Annotated in this window: 16 protein-coding genes; 9 read left to right on the top strand and 7 right to left on the bottom strand. The window is 64.1% G+C overall.

The window, feature by feature from the left end; all coding sequences use genetic code 11:
- The first annotated feature begins 68 nt into the window (after window positions 1-68).
- From dnaN to gyrB, 3 genes are all read left to right on the top strand, one after another.
- Entirely contained in the window at window positions 69-1,169 is a 1,101-nt protein-coding gene (dnaN, locus tag IPM20_10265; GenBank protein ID MBK9132000.1) for a DNA polymerase III subunit beta, read from the top strand.
- Window positions 1,170-1,275: 106 nt separating this feature from the next.
- On the top strand, window positions 1,276-2,355 hold the full coding sequence (gene recF / locus IPM20_10270) for a DNA replication/repair protein RecF (protein ID MBK9132001.1): 1,080 nt from the start codon (window positions 1,276-1,278) through the stop codon (window positions 2,353-2,355).
- 34 nt (window positions 2,356-2,389) lie between these two features.
- The gene (gyrB, locus tag IPM20_10275; GenBank protein MBK9132002.1) at window positions 2,390-4,807 is read left to right on the top strand and encodes a DNA topoisomerase (ATP-hydrolyzing) subunit B; all 2,418 of its coding nucleotides are present in this window, start codon (window positions 2,390-2,392) and stop codon (window positions 4,805-4,807) included.
- A gap of 31 nt (window positions 4,808-4,838) precedes the next feature.
- Here gyrB and IPM20_10280 read toward each other — a convergent pair whose 3' ends face one another.
- Window positions 4,839-5,810 carry a LysR family transcriptional regulator gene (locus tag IPM20_10280; protein ID MBK9132003.1) on the bottom strand — a complete coding sequence of 324 codons (972 nt, stop codon included), beginning with the start codon at window positions 5,808-5,810 and terminating at the stop codon, window positions 4,839-4,841.
- Between the two features lie 146 nt (window positions 5,811-5,956).
- Here IPM20_10280 and IPM20_10285 point away from each other — a divergent pair, with 146 nt between their 5' ends.
- From IPM20_10285 to IPM20_10305, 5 genes are all read left to right on the top strand, one after another.
- Window positions 5,957-7,435, top strand: coding sequence for a ribulose-bisphosphate carboxylase large subunit (locus IPM20_10285; GenBank protein MBK9132004.1), 1,479 nt, complete (start codon window positions 5,957-5,959; stop codon window positions 7,433-7,435).
- A 20-nt stretch (window positions 7,436-7,455) separates the two neighbouring features.
- Window positions 7,456-7,890 carry a ribulose bisphosphate carboxylase small subunit gene (locus tag IPM20_10290; protein ID MBK9132005.1) on the top strand — a complete coding sequence of 145 codons (435 nt, stop codon included), beginning with the start codon at window positions 7,456-7,458 and terminating at the stop codon, window positions 7,888-7,890.
- A gap of 77 nt (window positions 7,891-7,967) precedes the next feature.
- Window positions 7,968-8,903 (top strand): CbbX protein, encoded by a 936-nt coding sequence (gene cbbX, locus IPM20_10295; GenBank protein MBK9132006.1) that lies wholly within the window; start codon window positions 7,968-7,970, stop codon window positions 8,901-8,903.
- Between the two features lie 81 nt (window positions 8,904-8,984).
- Window positions 8,985-10,214: a class II fructose-bisphosphate aldolase gene (locus IPM20_10300; protein ID MBK9132007.1), complete on the top strand. Its 1,230-nt coding sequence runs from the start codon at window positions 8,985-8,987 to the stop codon at window positions 10,212-10,214.
- A gap of 110 nt (window positions 10,215-10,324) precedes the next feature.
- Window positions 10,325-10,687, top strand: a complete 363-nt coding sequence (locus IPM20_10305) for a hypothetical protein (GenBank protein MBK9132008.1) — start codon at window positions 10,325-10,327, stop codon at window positions 10,685-10,687.
- Window positions 10,688-10,703: 16 nt separating this feature from the next.
- Here IPM20_10305 and IPM20_10310 read toward each other — a convergent pair whose 3' ends face one another.
- Both IPM20_10310 and pgl read right to left on the bottom strand, forming a co-directional pair.
- Window positions 10,704-11,708, bottom strand: a complete 1,005-nt coding sequence (locus tag IPM20_10310; GenBank protein ID MBK9132009.1) for a glucokinase — start codon at window positions 11,706-11,708, stop codon at window positions 10,704-10,706.
- 1 nt (window position 11,709) lies between these two features.
- Window positions 11,710-12,453, bottom strand: coding sequence for a 6-phosphogluconolactonase (pgl, locus tag IPM20_10315; protein MBK9132010.1), 744 nt, complete (start codon window positions 12,451-12,453; stop codon window positions 11,710-11,712).
- A gap of 184 nt (window positions 12,454-12,637) precedes the next feature.
- Between pgl and IPM20_10320 the strand changes: the two genes are divergently transcribed.
- Window positions 12,638-13,114: a DUF1043 family protein gene (locus tag IPM20_10320; protein ID MBK9132011.1), complete on the top strand. Its 477-nt coding sequence runs from the start codon at window positions 12,638-12,640 to the stop codon at window positions 13,112-13,114.
- On the opposite strand, the gene folA is transcribed toward IPM20_10320, so the two are convergent.
- The 4 genes from folA to IPM20_10340 are packed head-to-tail and all read right to left on the bottom strand — an operon-like array spanning window position 13,108 to window position 16,439.
- A complete protein-coding gene (gene folA / locus IPM20_10325; protein MBK9132012.1) occupies window positions 13,108-13,626 on the bottom strand; it encodes a type 3 dihydrofolate reductase in 519 nt (172 codons plus the stop codon). The two genes, IPM20_10320 and folA, sit on opposite strands and share 7 nt — an antisense overlap.
- Window positions 13,627-13,628: 2 nt before the next feature.
- A complete protein-coding gene (locus IPM20_10330; protein MBK9132013.1) occupies window positions 13,629-14,423 on the bottom strand; it encodes a thymidylate synthase in 795 nt (264 codons plus the stop codon).
- A complete protein-coding gene (locus IPM20_10335; GenBank protein MBK9132014.1) occupies window positions 14,420-15,226 on the bottom strand; it encodes a prolipoprotein diacylglyceryl transferase in 807 nt (268 codons plus the stop codon). The genes IPM20_10330 and IPM20_10335 overlap by 4 nt, the downstream gene beginning before the upstream one ends.
- Window positions 15,227-15,248: 22 nt before the next feature.
- The gene (locus IPM20_10340; protein MBK9132015.1) at window positions 15,249-16,439 is read right to left on the bottom strand and encodes a class I SAM-dependent rRNA methyltransferase; all 1,191 of its coding nucleotides are present in this window, start codon (window positions 16,437-16,439) and stop codon (window positions 15,249-15,251) included.
- Window positions 16,440-16,453: the final 14 nt, after the last annotated feature.

Here is a 16,453-nt window from a genome sequence, read left to right on the forward strand (position 1 = left end):
CGATAAAGCAGGTTATCCAACGATTGCGCCGGGACTAATCTATTATAGATTTCAGGAAGAAATATAAAATGAAATTTACTATCACACGTGACGCTCTGATCAAACCGCTGCAAACGGTGAGCGGGATCGTCGAGCGGCGGCAGACCCTGCCGATACTGTCAAACGTGTTGCTCAAGGTTTCAGGCGAAACCCTGACACTGACCAGCACCGATCTCGAGATCGAGATGCTCACGCATGCCGAAATCAGCAAGGCCACGGACGGTGACACGACTCTCCCCGCCCGCAAATTCCTCGACATCTGTCGCGCGTTGTCCGACGATGCCGTGCTGGAAATTTCCATCAGCAGCGAGCGTGCCACGATCCGCTCGGGCAAGAGCCGTTTCGTGCTGTCCACCCTGCCGGCGGCGGAATTTCCGAATATCGAGGTGAACCAGAAGGTCTCCCAGCTCAAGCTCCCGCAGCGCAGCCTGAGAAACGCCATTGCCCGTACCCACTTTGCCATGGCGCAACAGGACGTCCGCTATTACCTGAACGGCCTGTTGATGGAACTGGAGAATCGCATCATCCGCATGGTCGCCACCGATGGCCACCGTCTTGCCCTCTGTGAAACCCCATACCCTAAGGAAATTGATAAAAATCAAAGCCTTATAATTCCAAGGAAGGCGGTACTGGAGCTTTATCGCCTGCTTTCCGACGAGGACAGCGAGGTAGAGGTTCGCGTTGGCGGCAATTTCATCCAGGTCAAGACCGCCGAGATCAGTTTTACCACCAAGCTGATCGACGGGCGTTTCCCCGATTATCAGAACGTGATCCCCAAGGGAGGCAACAAGTCCGCTGTCTGTGATCGGGAGGCGTTGCGCCAGGCCCTCTCCCGCGTCTCAATCCTGTCCAACGAGAAATACCGCGGGGTGCGGATGCAGCTCGGCAGCGGGATCATGCACATCCTCGCGCACAATCCGGAGCAGGAAGAAGCCGAGGAAGAACTCACCATCGACTATACCGGCGACAACCTGGAGATCGGTTTCAACGTGACCTATCTTCTGGATGCCTTGTCGGCCGGGAATTCCGATCAGATCTCGTTAACCCTGACGGATTCGAACAGCAGTTGTCTGATCCAGGGTGTAGACGACAAGACGTGCAGGTATATCGTGATGCCGATGCGGCTTTAGGCCCCTCGGTACCGTCAGCCCCCCCAATTTTCCGTCAACCGTCCCGCCGCGATGGTGGGGCGGCGCACCTCCCACATCACCCGATGTCAGTTGCTCCCGCGCTGGTATGAGTCTGGCCAGGCTCAAGGTCAAAGGCCTCAGGAATCTCAGAACACTCGATCTCGCGCCCGGACCGGGCCTGAACGTGGTTCTGGGGGAAAATGCCAGCGGCAAATCCAGCCTGCTGGAGGCCATTCATCTGCTTTCCTGCGGTAAATCCTTCCGCACTCATCAATTGGCCCATGTCGTGCAGCGCGGAATGCACGACATGCTGCTCAGCGCCGAGGTGTTCAGCGAGGTCTCGGGGGTCTCGACGCTGGGGATGGAATATGACGCGGACCGGGGGGGGCTGCGGATCAAGGCGGGGGGACGTCCCGTTCACAAGCTGTCCGAATTGGCCCCCTACCTGCCCGTCGTCACCATTCACCAGGAAAGCCCCCGGGTATTCACCCACGGCCCAGATTTCAGGCGCTCGTTTTTGGACTGGGGCGTGTTCCACGTGGAACCTCTATTCGTGCCGGCCTGGCAGCGCTATCGCCGAGCCCTCCGGCAGCGGAATACGCTGTTGCAGCGGTCCTTGCCCAGACCGGAGGTCTGGGACAGGGAGTTGGTGGAAAGCGGGCTGCAGATCGACGCGTACCGGAGACAGTATCTCCGGAGATTTACACCCATATTTATAGAGCTGTTGCCCATACTGCGGGTCGATGCCGCCATCGGAATCGAATACCGATCGGGTTGGGATGCCGGCCGGGAATTGCTCGAACAGCTGGAGAAGGGCCTGGAGGGGGACAAACGCCTCGGTTATACCCGTATCGGTCCGCATCGCGCGGATATCGAGTTCATGATTCAGGGCACCCTGGTTCGTGAACGGCTCTCGCGCGGGCAGATGAAGGTCCTGGTCCATGCCCTGTACCTGGCCCAGGCGCGCGCGCTGGCGGAGATCACCGGCAGGCACGCCTTGATCATGATGGACGATCTGGCCGCGGAGCTGGATGGACAGCACATCGATCAACTGGTCGGCAGGGTCAATGCCCTCGGGTTTCAATCCATCATCACCACCAGTGACCCGGGTTTTCGTCATCACGTCCGGGACCTCCCGCACAAGATGTTTCACGTGGAACATGGCGTATTCACGGAAGTGATATAATGCGCCAGCCTTTCGAGAGCCAATGGAGATATCGATGGAAGAGTCGCAAAGCTATGACTCCTCAAGGATCAAGGTCCTGCGCGGCCTCGATGCCGTGCGCAAACGGCCGGGTATGTATATCGGGGATACCGATGACGGCACGGGACTGCACCACATGGTGTTCGAGGTGGTGGATAATTCCATCGATGAGGCCCTGGCGGGTTTTTGCACCGAGATCACGGTAACGATACACCGTGACGGGTCGGTGACAGTAACCGACAACGGGCGCGGGATCCCGGTCGATATTCACCCGGAAGAAGGGCGTTCCGCCGCGGAAGTGATCATGACCGTGCTGCACGCGGGTGGAAAGTTTGACGACAATTCCTATAAGGTCTCTGGCGGTCTGCACGGGGTCGGCGTGTCAGTGGTGAACGCCCTGTCGGAGTCCCTCAAGCTCACCATCCGACGCGATGGCCACGTCCATCAGCAGGAATACAAGTTGGGGGAGCCCGTAGCGCCCCTGGTAGCCACCGGCGATACCGATCTGACCGGCACCGAGGTCCGTTTTCTCCCGAGCCGGAGCATATTCAGTGATACTGAATTCCATTACGACATCCTGGCCCGGCGCCTGCGTGAGCTTTCCTTCCTCAATCATGGGGTTCGCATCCGTCTCCATGACGAGCGTGGCGATAAAACCGATGTTTTCGAATACGAGGGCGGTATCCGGGCCTTCGTCGAGCACCTGAACCGCAACAAGACCCCGCTGCACCCTACGGTGATCTACTTCAGCAGCCAGAAGGGGGGGATCTCGGTCGAGGTGGCGATGCAGTGGAACGACTCCTATCAGGAGAATATTTTCTGCTACACCAATAACATACCGCAGCGTGACGGGGGTACGCACCTGGTCGGGTACCGCACGGCGCTGACCCGTACGCTCAATCAGTACATCGAGAATGAGGGGCTCGCCAAAAAGGCCAAGGTCACTACGGTCGGGGACGATGCCCGCGAGGGACTGACGGCGGTCATCTCCGTCAAATGCCCCGATCCGAAGTTTTCCTCCCAGACCAAGGACAAGCTGGTGTCATCCGAGGTGCGGCCGGTGGTGGAATCGGTCGCCGCGGAGAAGATCCAGGAATTCCTGCTCGAGTCTCCCGGCGAGGCCAGGGCGATCACCGCGAAGATCATCGATGCGGCGCGCGCACGCGAGGCCGCCCGCAAGGCCCGTGATATGACGCGTCGCAAAGGGGTGCTCGATGTCGCCGGGCTCCCCGGCAAACTCGCCGATTGCCAGGAAAAGGACCCACGCCTCTCGGAGCTCTTCCTGGTCGAGGGGGATTCCGCCGGCGGATCCGCCAAGCAGGGCAGGGACCGCCGCTACCAGGCCATCCTGCCCTTGAAGGGCAAGATCCTGAATGTAGAAAAAGCGAGATTCGACAAGGTGTTATCATCCGCGGAAGTGGGCACGCTGATCACCGCGCTCGGCTGCGGCATCGGCAAGGAGGAATACAATCCGGACAAGCTCCGGTATCACCGCATCATCATCATGACGGATGCCGATGTCGATGGATCGCATATCCGCACCCTGCTGTTGACGTTTTTCTACCGCCAGATGCCGGAACTGGTCGAGCGCGGGCACATCTATATCGCGCAGCCGCCGCTGTACAAGATCAAGCGCGGCAAACAGGAACGCTACGGCAAGGATGATGCAGAACTTAACGCCTATCTTCTGCAATCTGCACTGGAAAATACGCGATTGTCCGTGAACGGGGAATCACCGCCCATCAGTGCCCAGGCCCTGGAAACGCTCGCGGGGGCCTATATGGCGGTCATGGCGACGATCCGGCGCATGGCCAAGCGGTGGAATGCCAGCGTGCTGGAACAGATGATCTACCTGCCCGAACTCGGCATCGAGGATGCCGGGAACGCCGCGCTCGTCGAGTCGTGGTGTCAGCAGCTCTTGTCGCGGCTGAACGCCGACCGCGCGCCCGGGCTGCGCTTCGGTATCACGGTCGAGCGGGATCCCGAGCATCGTGCATGGCGCGCCGAGATCGTCGAAAATCTGCACGGCATCGCGACGCGTCGTCAGCTGACCCAGGAGTTCTTCGCCTCGGCGGAATATCGCGGCATGGTCGAACTCGGCAGGCAACTCGACGGGCTGATCGGTGCCGGCGCCGTCATCCAGCGTGGCGAACGCCGCCTCGAGATCGCCAGTTTCAAACAGGCCATGGACTGGATCATCGAGGAGGCCAAGCGCGGCCAGCAGATCCAGCGCTACAAGGGCCTTGGCGAGATGAATCCCGAGCAGTTGTGGGAGACCACGATGAACGTCGAGACCCGGCGCCTGTTGCAGGTACAGATCGAGGATGCCGTGGCGGCGGACGAGATCTTCACCACGCTGATGGGCGATCAGGTCGAGCCGCGCCGCGAGTTCATCGAGAAACACGCGCTGTCCGTCGCGAATCTTGACGTGTAATCCGCGCGCACGCGCACGGGGCGCACGTGCCTCAGGCGATCTCGCGATAGAGATGGGTGAAGATGTCGCTGCGCCGGTCGGCCATGTGCTTGCCTTCCTCCTGCAGGAAGGCGAGGAACGCGCGCGCCACCACCGAGAGCTGTTTTCCCGCGGGATAACCCACGTACCAGTGCCAGTCGAGCGGGAAGCCCTGCACGTCGAGCAGTGCGATCTCTCCCATCGGCGCTTCCCAGATCAGCGCATGCTGCGACAGACCCGCGATGCCCATGCCGCTCGCCACGATTTGCTTGATCGCTTCATTGCTGCCGAGCTCCATCCGTACCTTCAGCGCGACGCCGTGTTCCTTGAAAAATCGTTCTATCGCCATGCGCGTGCCGGAACCGGCCTCGCGCATGATGAACGGTTCCTGCGCGAGCCGTGACAGCGGGATGGCCTTCTCGGTCACGAGCGGGTGAGTGCGCGGCGCAACGATCACGATGGGGTTGAGCAGGAAGGGCTCGAACTCCACCTCGGGTGAAACCGGCGGCTGTCCCATGATGTAGAGATCATCCATGTTGTCGGCCATGCGTTCGAGGAGACGTTCGCGGTTGGTGACCTTGAGGGCGACCTCGATCCCCGGATAGCGGCGACAGAATTCTCCCAGCACGCGCGGCGCGAAGTATTTCGCCGTCGTCACGACGGCCAGATTCAGGTGTCCGCTCTTCAGGCCTTTCAGATTGGCCAGTTGCATGTCCAGGCGCGAGAAGGTATCGAACAGTTCACGCGTGGCCTGCAGCAGGATGCGTCCGCAGTTCGTCAGATACACCCGCTTGCCGATCTGCTCGAACAGCGGCATCCCGATAACGTCCGTGAGTTTCTTGATCTGGATCGAGAGGGTGGGCTGGGTCAGTGCAAGCTCGTCCGCCGCCTTCGTGAAGCTGCCCAGGCGCGCGATGGATTCGAAGACCTGCAGCTGCCGCAGGCTGGCATGCCGCGCGATCTGGCTCAGGTGCAATTTATCCATAGATGCCAATCTATCATATATATGATTATTTTTGATTGTTATTTATAACATGATTGCTCCATCTTAGACCAGCCTGTTCCGCAGCGAACAGACCACGAAACGCGCTCTGTCGCATATTCAAGATTCAAGACCAGGAGGTGATTTCCATGGGCAAATCAGAAACGATGGCAGAAGGGAAGGAACGCTATAAATCCGGCGTTATCCCCTATAAGAAGATGGGGTATTGGGAGCCGGACTACAAGCCGAAGGATACCGATGTAATCGCCATGTTCCGCATCACCCCGCAGCCGGGCGTGGATCATGAAGAGGCCGCCGCGGCCGTGGCCGGCGAATCTTCCACCGCCACCTGGACGGTGGTATGGACCGACCGCCTGACCGCGTGCGAACTGTACCGCGCCAAGGCCTTCCGGAGCGAGCCCGTGCCCAACACCGGTCCGGGCACCAAGGTCGAACAGCAGTACTTCGCGTATATCGCCTACGATCTGGATCTGTTCGAGCCGGGCTCGATCGCGAATCTGACCGCGTCCATCATCGGCAACGTGTTCGGATTCAAGGCCGTCAAGGCCTTGCGGCTGGAAGACATGCGCATCCCGGTCGCGTACCTGAAGACCTTCCAGGGGCCGGCCACTGGCGTCATCGTCGAGCGCGAGCGTCTGGACAAGTTCGGCCGACCGCTGCTCGGCGCCACCACCAAGCCCAAGCTCGGCCTGTCCGGCCGCAACTACGGTCGCGTGGTGTATGAGGCGCTGAAGGGCGGTCTCGACTTCGTGAAGGACGATGAGAACATCAACAGCCAGCCGTTCATGCACTGGCGTGACCGCTTCCTGTATTGCATGGAGGCCGTCAACAAGGCTTCCGCCGCGACCGGCGAGGTGAAGGGGCACTACCTCAACGTTACCGCCGGCACGATGGAAGAGATGTACGAGCGCGCCGAGTTCGCCAAGAGCCTCGGCTCGGTCATCATCATGATCGACCTCGTCATCGGCTACACCGCGATCCAGTCAATGGCGAAGTGGGCGCGCAAGAACGATATGATCCTGCACCTGCACCGCGCCGGCAACTCGACCTACTCGCGCCAGAAGAACCACGGCATGAACTTCCGCGTCATCTGCAAGTGGATGCGCATGGCCGGCGTCGACCACATCCATGCCGGCACCGTGGTGGGCAAGCTGGAAGGCGATCCGCTGATGATCAAGGGCTTCTACGACACCCTGCGCGAGACCCATACGCCGAAGAACCTGGAAACCGGTCTGTTCTTCGAGCAGGACTGGGCCTCGCTGAACAAGGTCATGCCGGTGGCATCGGGCGGCATCCATGCCGGGCAGATGCATCAGCTGATCCATTATCTCGGCGAAGACGTGGTGCTGCAGTTCGGCGGCGGTACCATCGGACACCCGATGGGCATCCAGGCCGGCGCCACGGCCAATCGCGTCGCGCTGGAGGCCATGATCCTGGCCCGCAACGAAGGCCGCGACTACCTGAAGGAAGGTCCGCAGATCCTCGAGGCGGCCGCCAAGTGGTGTTCGCCGCTGAAGGCCGCGCTGGACACGTGGAAGGACATCACCTTCAACTACGATTCCACCGATACCGCGGACTTCGTTCCTTCGACCACCGCCAGCAACTGATGCATTGAGGAGACGCCATCATGATGACCAATACGGGCAACCGCGTCACGCAGGGCCAGTTCTCGTTCCTTCCGGATCTGACCGACGCGCAGATTACGGCGCAGATCAAGTATGCCTTGAAGAACAACTGGGCGGTCAATGTCGAGTACACCGACGATCCGCATCCGCGTAATACATACTGGGAAATGTTCGGCATGCCGATGTTCGACCTGAAGGATCCCGCCGGGATCCTGCTGGAGATCAACAACTGCCGCAAGACCTTTCCGAACCACTACATTCGCGTGACCGCATTCAACAGCTCGCGCGGCGTGGAGTCGCCGACGATGTCGTTCATCGTCAACCGGCCGAAGAAGGAACCCGGCTTCGGTCTGGTGCGGCAGGAGGTCGAGGGCCGGCATATCAACTACACTATCCACAGCTACGCGACCGATAAACCGGAAGGCGAACGCTACTGAAGGTTCGTGCGGTAAAGGGCGGCGGCGGGCGCAGACCCGCCGCCCATCCTGTTCAGCCTGCGATGGGAATACTGGCTATGGGCGAAAACAGAAAAGTGCAGGCCACCGGCGCCGACGAGGGGCAGGTGGATCTCGAGGCCGAGTTCAAGGCCTCCAATGTCCAGGAGGTGCTGGACAAGCTGGACCGTGAGCTGATCGGGCTCAAGCCCGTCAAGACGCGCATCCGGGAAGTCGCCGCGCTGCTGCTGGTCGACCGCCTGCGGCGCAAGTTCGAGCTGTCGTCCGAGACGCCGACGCTGCACATGTGCTTCACGGGAAATCCCGGCACCGGCAAGACCACGGTGGCGATGCGCATGGGCGAGATCCTGAAGCGCCTCGGCTACGTGCGGGAGGGACACCTGGTCACCGTGACGCGCGACGACCTCGTCGGGCAATACATCGGGCATACCGCGCCGAAGACGAAGGAAGTGATCAAGAAGGCCATGGGCGGCGTATTGTTCATCGACGAGGCGTACTATCTGTACAAGCCGGAGAACGAGCGCGACTACGGTCAGGAATCGATCGAGATCCTGCTGCAGATCATGGAGAACAATCGCGACGATCTCGTCGTGATCCTGGCCGGCTACAAGGACAAGATGGAGAAGTTCTTCCAGAGCAATCCGGGCATGCGCTCGCGCATCGCCCACCACATCGACTTCCCGGATTACACGGCCGACGAGTTATTGCTGATCGCCAAGCTGATGCTCGAACGCCAGAACTACCGGTTCAGCGCGGATGGGGAAACCGCTTTCAGGGAATACCTCAAGCTGCGCATGAAGCAGCCGCACTTTTCCAACGCCCGTTCGGTGCGCAACGCGCTCGATCGCGCGCGCCTGCGCCAGGCCAACCGTCTGTTCGCCGACGCCGGCAGGAAACTCGGCAAGGCGGATCTGATCACCATCGAGGCGGATGATGTCCTGGCAAGCAGGATATTCAACGACCGCGGGAGCGGCGCGGATTCCGGCGACATTTAAGCAGCGGGACGGGGACGAAGAACCGGAGCTGGTCGCGCCGGCGCGGATCCTGCGGCCACGGCAAACAATGGAGCGCGGCATATGGCCCTGGTGAATATGCGCGACCTGCTCTACCATGCTTATCACAAGCATTACGCGGTCGGCGCCTTTGATATCGTCAGCCTGGAGTTCCTGCAGGGCGTACTGCGGGGCGCGGAAGCATCCCGCGCGCCGGTCATCCTCAACTTCGTCGTGACCCAGTTCGAGCACTATGATTTCGAGCTGCTCATCGCCGCCGCTGTCGCGGGCGCGCGGCGCAGCCCCGTGCCCGTCGCGCTGAATCTGGATCACGCCTGCGATCTCGATGGCGTCATCCGCGGCATCCGCCACGGTTGCAATGGCGTGATGATCGACGGCTCCCGGCTGCCGTTCGAGCAGAACGTCGAGCTGACGCGCGCCGTGGTGCAGGCGGCCCACGGCTGCGGGATCGCGGTCGAAGGCGAGCTGGGAATCATCGCCGGCTATGCCGAGGATGCCCGGGCCGAAGGAGAGCGGGGCGTCTATACCTGGCCCGACGAAGCGCGCCAGTACGTGCGACAGACGCGGGTGGACTTCCTCGCTGTTTCGATCGGCACCGGGCACGGCATGCGCGCCGACCGCTATGACCTCGACCTGGAGCGGCTGACGCGCATCAACAAGGCGGTCGGGATACCGCTGGTGATTCACGGCGGCAGCGGACTGAGCGATGCACAGTACGAATGCCTGATCGATCGCGGCGTCGCGCGGATCAATTATTACAGCGGCCTGTCCCAGATCGCGGCGCGGCGCATTCGCAGCAACTGCCTGGTGAACCGGACCGGCGGGGCCGTCGCGCTGACGCACGGCGTCGTCGAGGGGGTGGCCAGGGAGGTCGAGCGCTGCCTGGGCATCTGGGGCGCCGCGGACCGCGCGACGGAGGTCCTCGCCGAGGTGGCGCCCTGGAACGAGGTGGAGCATCTCATCCTCTACAACAGCAGCGAGGACGACGCGCGGGTGGAGGAGGTGATGGCCGAAGGTCGGCGCGTGCTGGGCGCCATCCCCGGTGTGCGCCATGTCTACACCGGCCGCGCGCTCAAGGAAGGGAGCAAATACCGCTATTGCTGGCTGGTGCGCTTCGTCCATCCGAAGGTCGTCGAGAGCTATCGCGATCACCCTGACCATGCGGCCTTCGCCGATACGCGGTTCCGCCCGCTGGCGGCCGCCGGGCGGATCAGTATCGATTATCTGGAAACGGTTCCCGCATCGCCCGCGCCGGCGCAGGGATCTGCGACCGTTCGGCGCGCGCCGGGTTGATCGGCAGCCCCGTAGCGGACGGCCGTTGCGGAAACGACGCGAAAATTCCGCGAGGCATTGGAGTGTCTCGTACCGGACGGGTAAATACGCGGGGGGAGGAGACCATGCCGATGTCCCTGATCGATGAGTTCACACCGCTGCGCACCCTCCCGCGCGCCTTGCCGGCGAGCTGCTTCAACACCGTGCGCCTGGCCCAGCTGCGCATGGGCGAGCCGCTGCGCCTGCAGGTGCCGGGCCTGCGTTTGCTTGAATGTATCCTCGAGCGCGAGGCCTGGGTCTGTGTCGACAGCCGGCTCGATCATCTGCCCCTGATCGCCTGGACCGGGTTTCGCGTCGCGGGCCGGGCCCTGCATGAGGACGTGTGCTGCGAGCAGCGCCTCTATCATATTCATGCCGGCCTGCTGATGGGTCCCGCCCTGGACGCGATCGAGCGCGCGGCGGCGGATGCGCTGGGTAACGCGGAGCAACGCTGAACCGGCACGCGCCGGTTCAGCCGGCGGCATGCGCGGCGAAGCCCGCCGCGCCGAGCAGTCCGACCTTCGGATTGATCACCACCGCGATCGGTATCTCCGCCGTCAGGTGCGACATGCGCCCCTTGTGGTTGAAGGCCGCCAGGAAGCGGCCGTCGGCCAGGCGCGGGAGGATGCGCGGGGCGATGCCGCCGGCGATGTAGAGCCCGCCGTAGGGCAGCGTGAGCAGGGCGAGATTGCCGGCGTGCGCGCCGTAGATCGAGACGAACAGCTCCAGAGCCTCGCCCGCGAGCGTCTCGCCGCGGGTCAGCGCATGTTCGGTCACGGCCGCGGCGGCGTCCTGGTTCTGCATCCGCCGCGCGAGGTCGGTATCGACCCGGTCCGGGTGGCGCGCGCACAGATATTCGTGGATCGCGACCAGGCCCGGTCCCGACAGCAGGCGTTCGATGGAGACATGGTCGTAGCGCTGCGCCAGCCAGACGAGCAGATCGCGCTGCACCGCGCCGTTCGGCGCGAAGTCGACATGCCCGCCTTCGGTGGGCAGCACCCGGTAGCGCGCGCCGTCCCAGGCGAGCAGCGCCGTGCCCAGGCCGGTGCCGGCGCCGAGCACGGCGCGCGGCGCCGCGGCCCGCGGCCGTCCCGGCTGCAGGATCACGAGATCGTTCTCACCCAGCAGTTCGATGCCGTGACCCACGGCCTGAAAGTCGTTGATCAGGCGTACCGAGGGCAGCGCGAAGGTGGCGGCGAGGCGACGGTTGTCGAGGCGCCAGCTCAGGTTGGTCACACGCGCCATCTCGCTGTCCGCCGCCGTGATCACCGGTCCGGCGACCGCGAAACAGGCGCGCCGGATCTCGCGCTGGGCGGGTTCTAGGCGGGCGAGGAAATCGGCGAGCACGGTCTCGAAATCGGGGTACGTGCCGCTGTCGTAGCGCTGCTCGCGAATGACGCGGATCCCGTCGTCGGTATGTTCCGCCAGCGCGAGCAGCGTCTTCGTACCGCCGATATCGGCCGCGAGCAGCTTCATCTCAGACGCCCGGCAGCAGGCGGGCGGCGGCGTGGTCGACGAACCATTCGAGCTCGCCGTGCGGCCGCAGGCGCGCGGCCGGATAACGGTCGCCCGTCTTCCCGAGCACATCCCGGACGATGTCCGCCTTGCCATCGCCGGCGACGAGCAGCGCGACGTGGCGCGCGGCGTCGATCACCGGGTAGGTCAGGCTGATGCGCCAGGCCCGCAGTTTGTCGACGTGCACCGCCGCGGTCCACGCGCGGCGTTCGTCGAGGATGGCGGTGTCCGGAAACAGCGAGGCGACGTGGCCGTCGGGTCCGAGGCCGAGCAGCACCAGGTCAAAGCGCCCGCTTGCCTCGCCGTGCGCGCGGGGCAAATGGTGGTGGAGGAGATCCGCGTAGCGTCGCGCGGCCGCGCGGGGATCGGGGTCCTCGGCCTCGATGCGATGGATCTGCGCCGGCGGCAGCGCGACCTGGCTCAACAGGGCCTCGTTCGCCATGCGGTAGTTACTGTCCGGGTGATCGGGGGCGACACAGCGCTCGTCACCGAAGTAGACGTGCGTCGCGTCCCAGTCGATGTCATCGCGGAATTCGGTGGCGAGCGTCCGGTACAGCAGGCGCGGCGTGGAACCGCCGGCGAGCGCGACGTGAAAACCGCGATGGTCCTCCTGGGCCGCGCGCGCGAGCGCCGCGAAGCGCGCCGCCGCGGCATGCGCCAGCGCCGCGGTGTCGGTGTGGATATGCAGGCGACGGTCGCCGTCCATGCTGCCTCCTGGGTGTGCGGCTAAAAGTAGCAGGCTTTCCGCGGCGAGAAAAGTCCGCGCCAGCCGACAAGTCCGCGTCATTCTGGGGAATTTGTCACATGTGCCGGCTTGACCGCGTATCGGGCCCGGCCTAAGCTAGCCGCAAGAATCCTAGTACGCAAGAATTAGCCGGAGGGGGCGAGAAGTGATTGCGTGGGAATGGTTGATCCCGGTCCTGTTGCTGGGCCTGGCGGGCGGTTTCCTGCTCGGGTGGGGCGGGGGGCAGGGGCAGCAGTCCAGAAAGGCCGACCGTGAGCTGCGGGATACGCGCGATGAACTGGCGCGCTACCGCGATCGGGTCGTCACCCATTTTTCCTCCACCGCCGACCTCGTCAACGCGCTGTCCGCGAACTACGCCGCCTTGCATCGGCAGATGACGCAGGATGCGCAGGAACTGTGCGGCGGACGTGAACCCAACATCAAGGGCATCAGCGTGAATGAAGGCGGCGAGGACCAAGCGGTCCCGGCCCAGCGCACGCTCGTCTTGACCCCGCTGCCGCTCCCGGAGGAAAAGTCCATCGCGTCCCGTCTGGCGCCTTCCGGCCACACCAAGGGCTGGTACCGGGAGTCCGCCTCCGATGATGAGATCAGCGATTACGTCAAGGAAGACCCGCGCTACTGATCGCGCGCGCGGTCCTCTATAGCCGCCATTTTCCGTTCGAGCACGATGAAGCTGTACGGGTGGGGATTCTTGCCGTCGGCGGGATGGTCCTCGCGCCGCGTCTCAAGCCATGCGGCGGTGTCCAGCGGAGGGAACACGGTATCGCCGGCGAACTCCGCGCCGATCTCCGTCAGATAGACCCGCCGCGCCCGCGCCAGCGCCTGCCGGTAGATCGACGCGCCCCCGATCACCATCACCTCGTCCCGGTCGCGGCAGTGTTCGTAGGCGGCCTCGAGCGAGGCCAGCACGACGCAGCCCTCCGCACGGTAATCCGGATCGCGGCTGATCACGATGTTATCGCGCCCCGGCAGCGGCCGTCCGATCGACTCATGCGTCTTGCGCCCCATCACCACCGGCTTGCCGAGCGTCACGGCGCGGAAATACCGGAGATCGGCGGGCAGGTGCCAGGGCAGCGCATTGTCGCGCCCGATCACCCGATTGCGCCCCATCGCCACGACCAGCGCAACGATCATGGTCAGACCGCCACGGGCGCCTTGATGTGCGCGTGGGCCTGGTAACCGGTCAGGGTGAAATCCTCGAACACGAAATCGAACAGCGAGGTGCGCGCCGGATTGAGGCGCATCGTCGGGGCCGGGTAGGGTGCGCGCGCGAGCTGGGTCTCCGTCTGTTCGAGGTGGTTCAGGTACAGATGCGCGTCGCCCAGCGTATGGATGAATTCGCCCGGCTTGAGGCCGCTCACCTGCGCCATCATCAGCGTGAGCAGGGCGTAGGAGGCGATGTTGAACGGCACGCCGAGAAAGATGTCGGCGCTGCGCTGATAGAGCTGGCAGGAGAGGCGGCCGTCGGCGACGTAGAACTGGAAGAAGGCATGACAGGGCGGCAGCTTCATGCGGTCGATGTCGGCCACGTTCCACGCGCTGACGATCAGGCGGCGCGAATCCGGATTGCGTCGGATCTCCTCCGCCACCCAGCGGATCTGGTCGATATGTCCGCCGTCGCGGGCCGGCCAGCGGCGCCACTGGGAGCCATAGACCGGCCCCAGCTCGCCGTTTTCGTCGGCCCATTCGTTCCAGATCGTCACCCCGTTCTCATTCAGATAGCGGATGTTGGTTTCCCCGCGCAGGAACCACAGCAGTTCGTGAATGATGCTCTTCAGGTGCAGCTTCTTGGTGGTGACCAGCGGGAAGCCGGCGGCGAGATCGAAGCGCATCTGATAGCCGAACACGCTCAGCGTCCCGGTGCGGGTGCGGTCCTCCTTGTGCACGCCGTGGTCGCGCACATGGCGCAGCAGATCGAGGTATTGTTTCATCGGAGGGGCGCCTCGCGCGTGGAGTTGTGCCGGTGCGCCAGCCACCACAGCACGGCGCCGGCCGCGAGCATCGGCAGACAGAGCAGTTGGCCCATGGTGAGCCAGCCGGCGGCGATGAAGCCGAGCTGTTCGTCCGGGGTGCGGGCGAATTCGACCAGGAAGCGGAACGTGCCGTAGCCGAGGAGGAACAGGGCGGACACCGCCATGGTCGGACGCGGCTTGCGCGCGTACAGCCACAGGATGATGAACAGCAGCACGCCTTCGAGCAGCATCTCGTAGAGCTGCGAGGGATGGCGCGGCAGGCCGCCGGCGCGCGGATCGGGAAACACCATGGCCCAGGGCACGTCCGTCACGCGGCCCCACAGTTCGCCGTTGATGAAGTTGCCGAGGCGGCCGGCGCCGAGGCCGAGCGGGATCAGCGGGGCGGTGAAGTCGGCGATCTCGAAGAACCGCCGCCCGCGCCGGCGCGCGAACAGCGCCATCGCGGTGATCACGCCGAGCAGGCCGCCGTGAAAAGACATCCCGCCCTGCCAGATCTTGAGGATGTTGAGCGGCTCGGCCAGATAGGCGGAGAAGTCATAGAACAGGATATAGCCGAGGCGCCCGCCGAGGATCACGCCGAGGGCGGCGTAGAACACCAGATCGGAGAGGTCCTGGGCATTGAGGTACGGAAACAGCCGCAGCCGACGCCGGCCCAGCCACCACGCGGCGGCGAAACCGATCAGATACATCAGGCCGTACCAGTGGACCTTGAGCGGGCCCAGCTGCACCGCCACGGGATCGATGTCGGGGTAGATCAGCACGGGGCCCAGTATAACAACCGGGTCAGCTCGCGCGGTACACGCGCGCGATGAAGCATTTCAGATAGGCCGTCTCCGGGATCGCGGGATGGACCGGGTGGTCCGGTCCCTGGTGGCCCTGTTCGAGGATCTGCAGCATGCGGTCGGCGTGCAGCGCCGCCTGCTGCAGCGCGCCGCGCAGCTCGTCCGCCGCGAGGTGAAAGGAGCAGGAGGCGGTGATCAGGATGCCGTCCGCGTCGAGCAGCTCCATCGCGAGCTGATTGAGGCGCTGATACGCGCGCGTCCCCGCCGCCTTGTCCTTGCGCCGCTTGATGAAGGCGGGTGGATCGAGCACGATCACCTCGAAGGTCTCGCCGGCCTCGCGCAGCGCCTTCAGCAGGGCGAAGGCCTCGCCGTGACGCGCCTCGACGCGGTCGGCGAGGTCGTTGAGACGCGCGTTGTGCAGCAGCAGGTCGAGCGCGGGGCGCGACTCGTCGATGCAGACCACTTCCCGCGCGCCCCCGGCCGCGGCCTGGAGGCCCCAGGCCCCGCTGTAGCTGAAGACGTCGAGCACGCGCCGGCCGCGCACGTAGGCGGGCAGGCGCGCGCGGTTCAGGCGATGGTCATAGAACCAGCCGGTCTTCTGTCCGGTGAGCGGTTCGAGCTCGAAGCGGAGCCCGTTTTCCTCCACCATGACCCGCTCCGGCGCGGCGGGCAGCGCCTCGACGTACGGAGACAGCCCCTCGAGGGCGCGGATCGGCGCGTCGTTGCGCAGCACCACCGCCGTCGGCTGCATCACCCGATGCAGGGCCTCCAGCACGGCGTCGCGACAGCGCTCCATGCCGGCGGTGGTCAGCTGTACCGTGAAGACCTGGTCGTAGCGGTCGATCACCAGGCCCGGCAGGCCATCGCTCTCGCCGTAGACCAGGCGGTAGAACGGCTGCTCGAACAGGCGCTTGCGCAGCGCCGCCGCGGTGGCGATGCGGCCGGCGAACCAGTCGGCCCCGGGCGTCACGTCGGGGGACCGGTCGAGCAGCCGGGCGCAGATCAGGGAATGCGGGTTGACGTAGACGGTGCCGAGCGGCCGCTCGCGGTAATCCCTCAGCAGGGCCGTCTCGCCCGGCTCAAAGGCCGTCAGCGGGGTGACCGCCACGTCGATCTCGTTGCTGTACACCCACAGGTGCCCGGCGCGCAGCCGGTGCTCCTCGTTTTTCCGTAACTGCAAGGTCTTGCGCATGGGGCGTGGCCAGT

This window comes from Gammaproteobacteria bacterium, assembly GCA_016716465.1.
Taxonomy (GTDB): domain Bacteria; phylum Pseudomonadota; class Gammaproteobacteria; order SZUA-140; family SZUA-140; genus JADJWH01.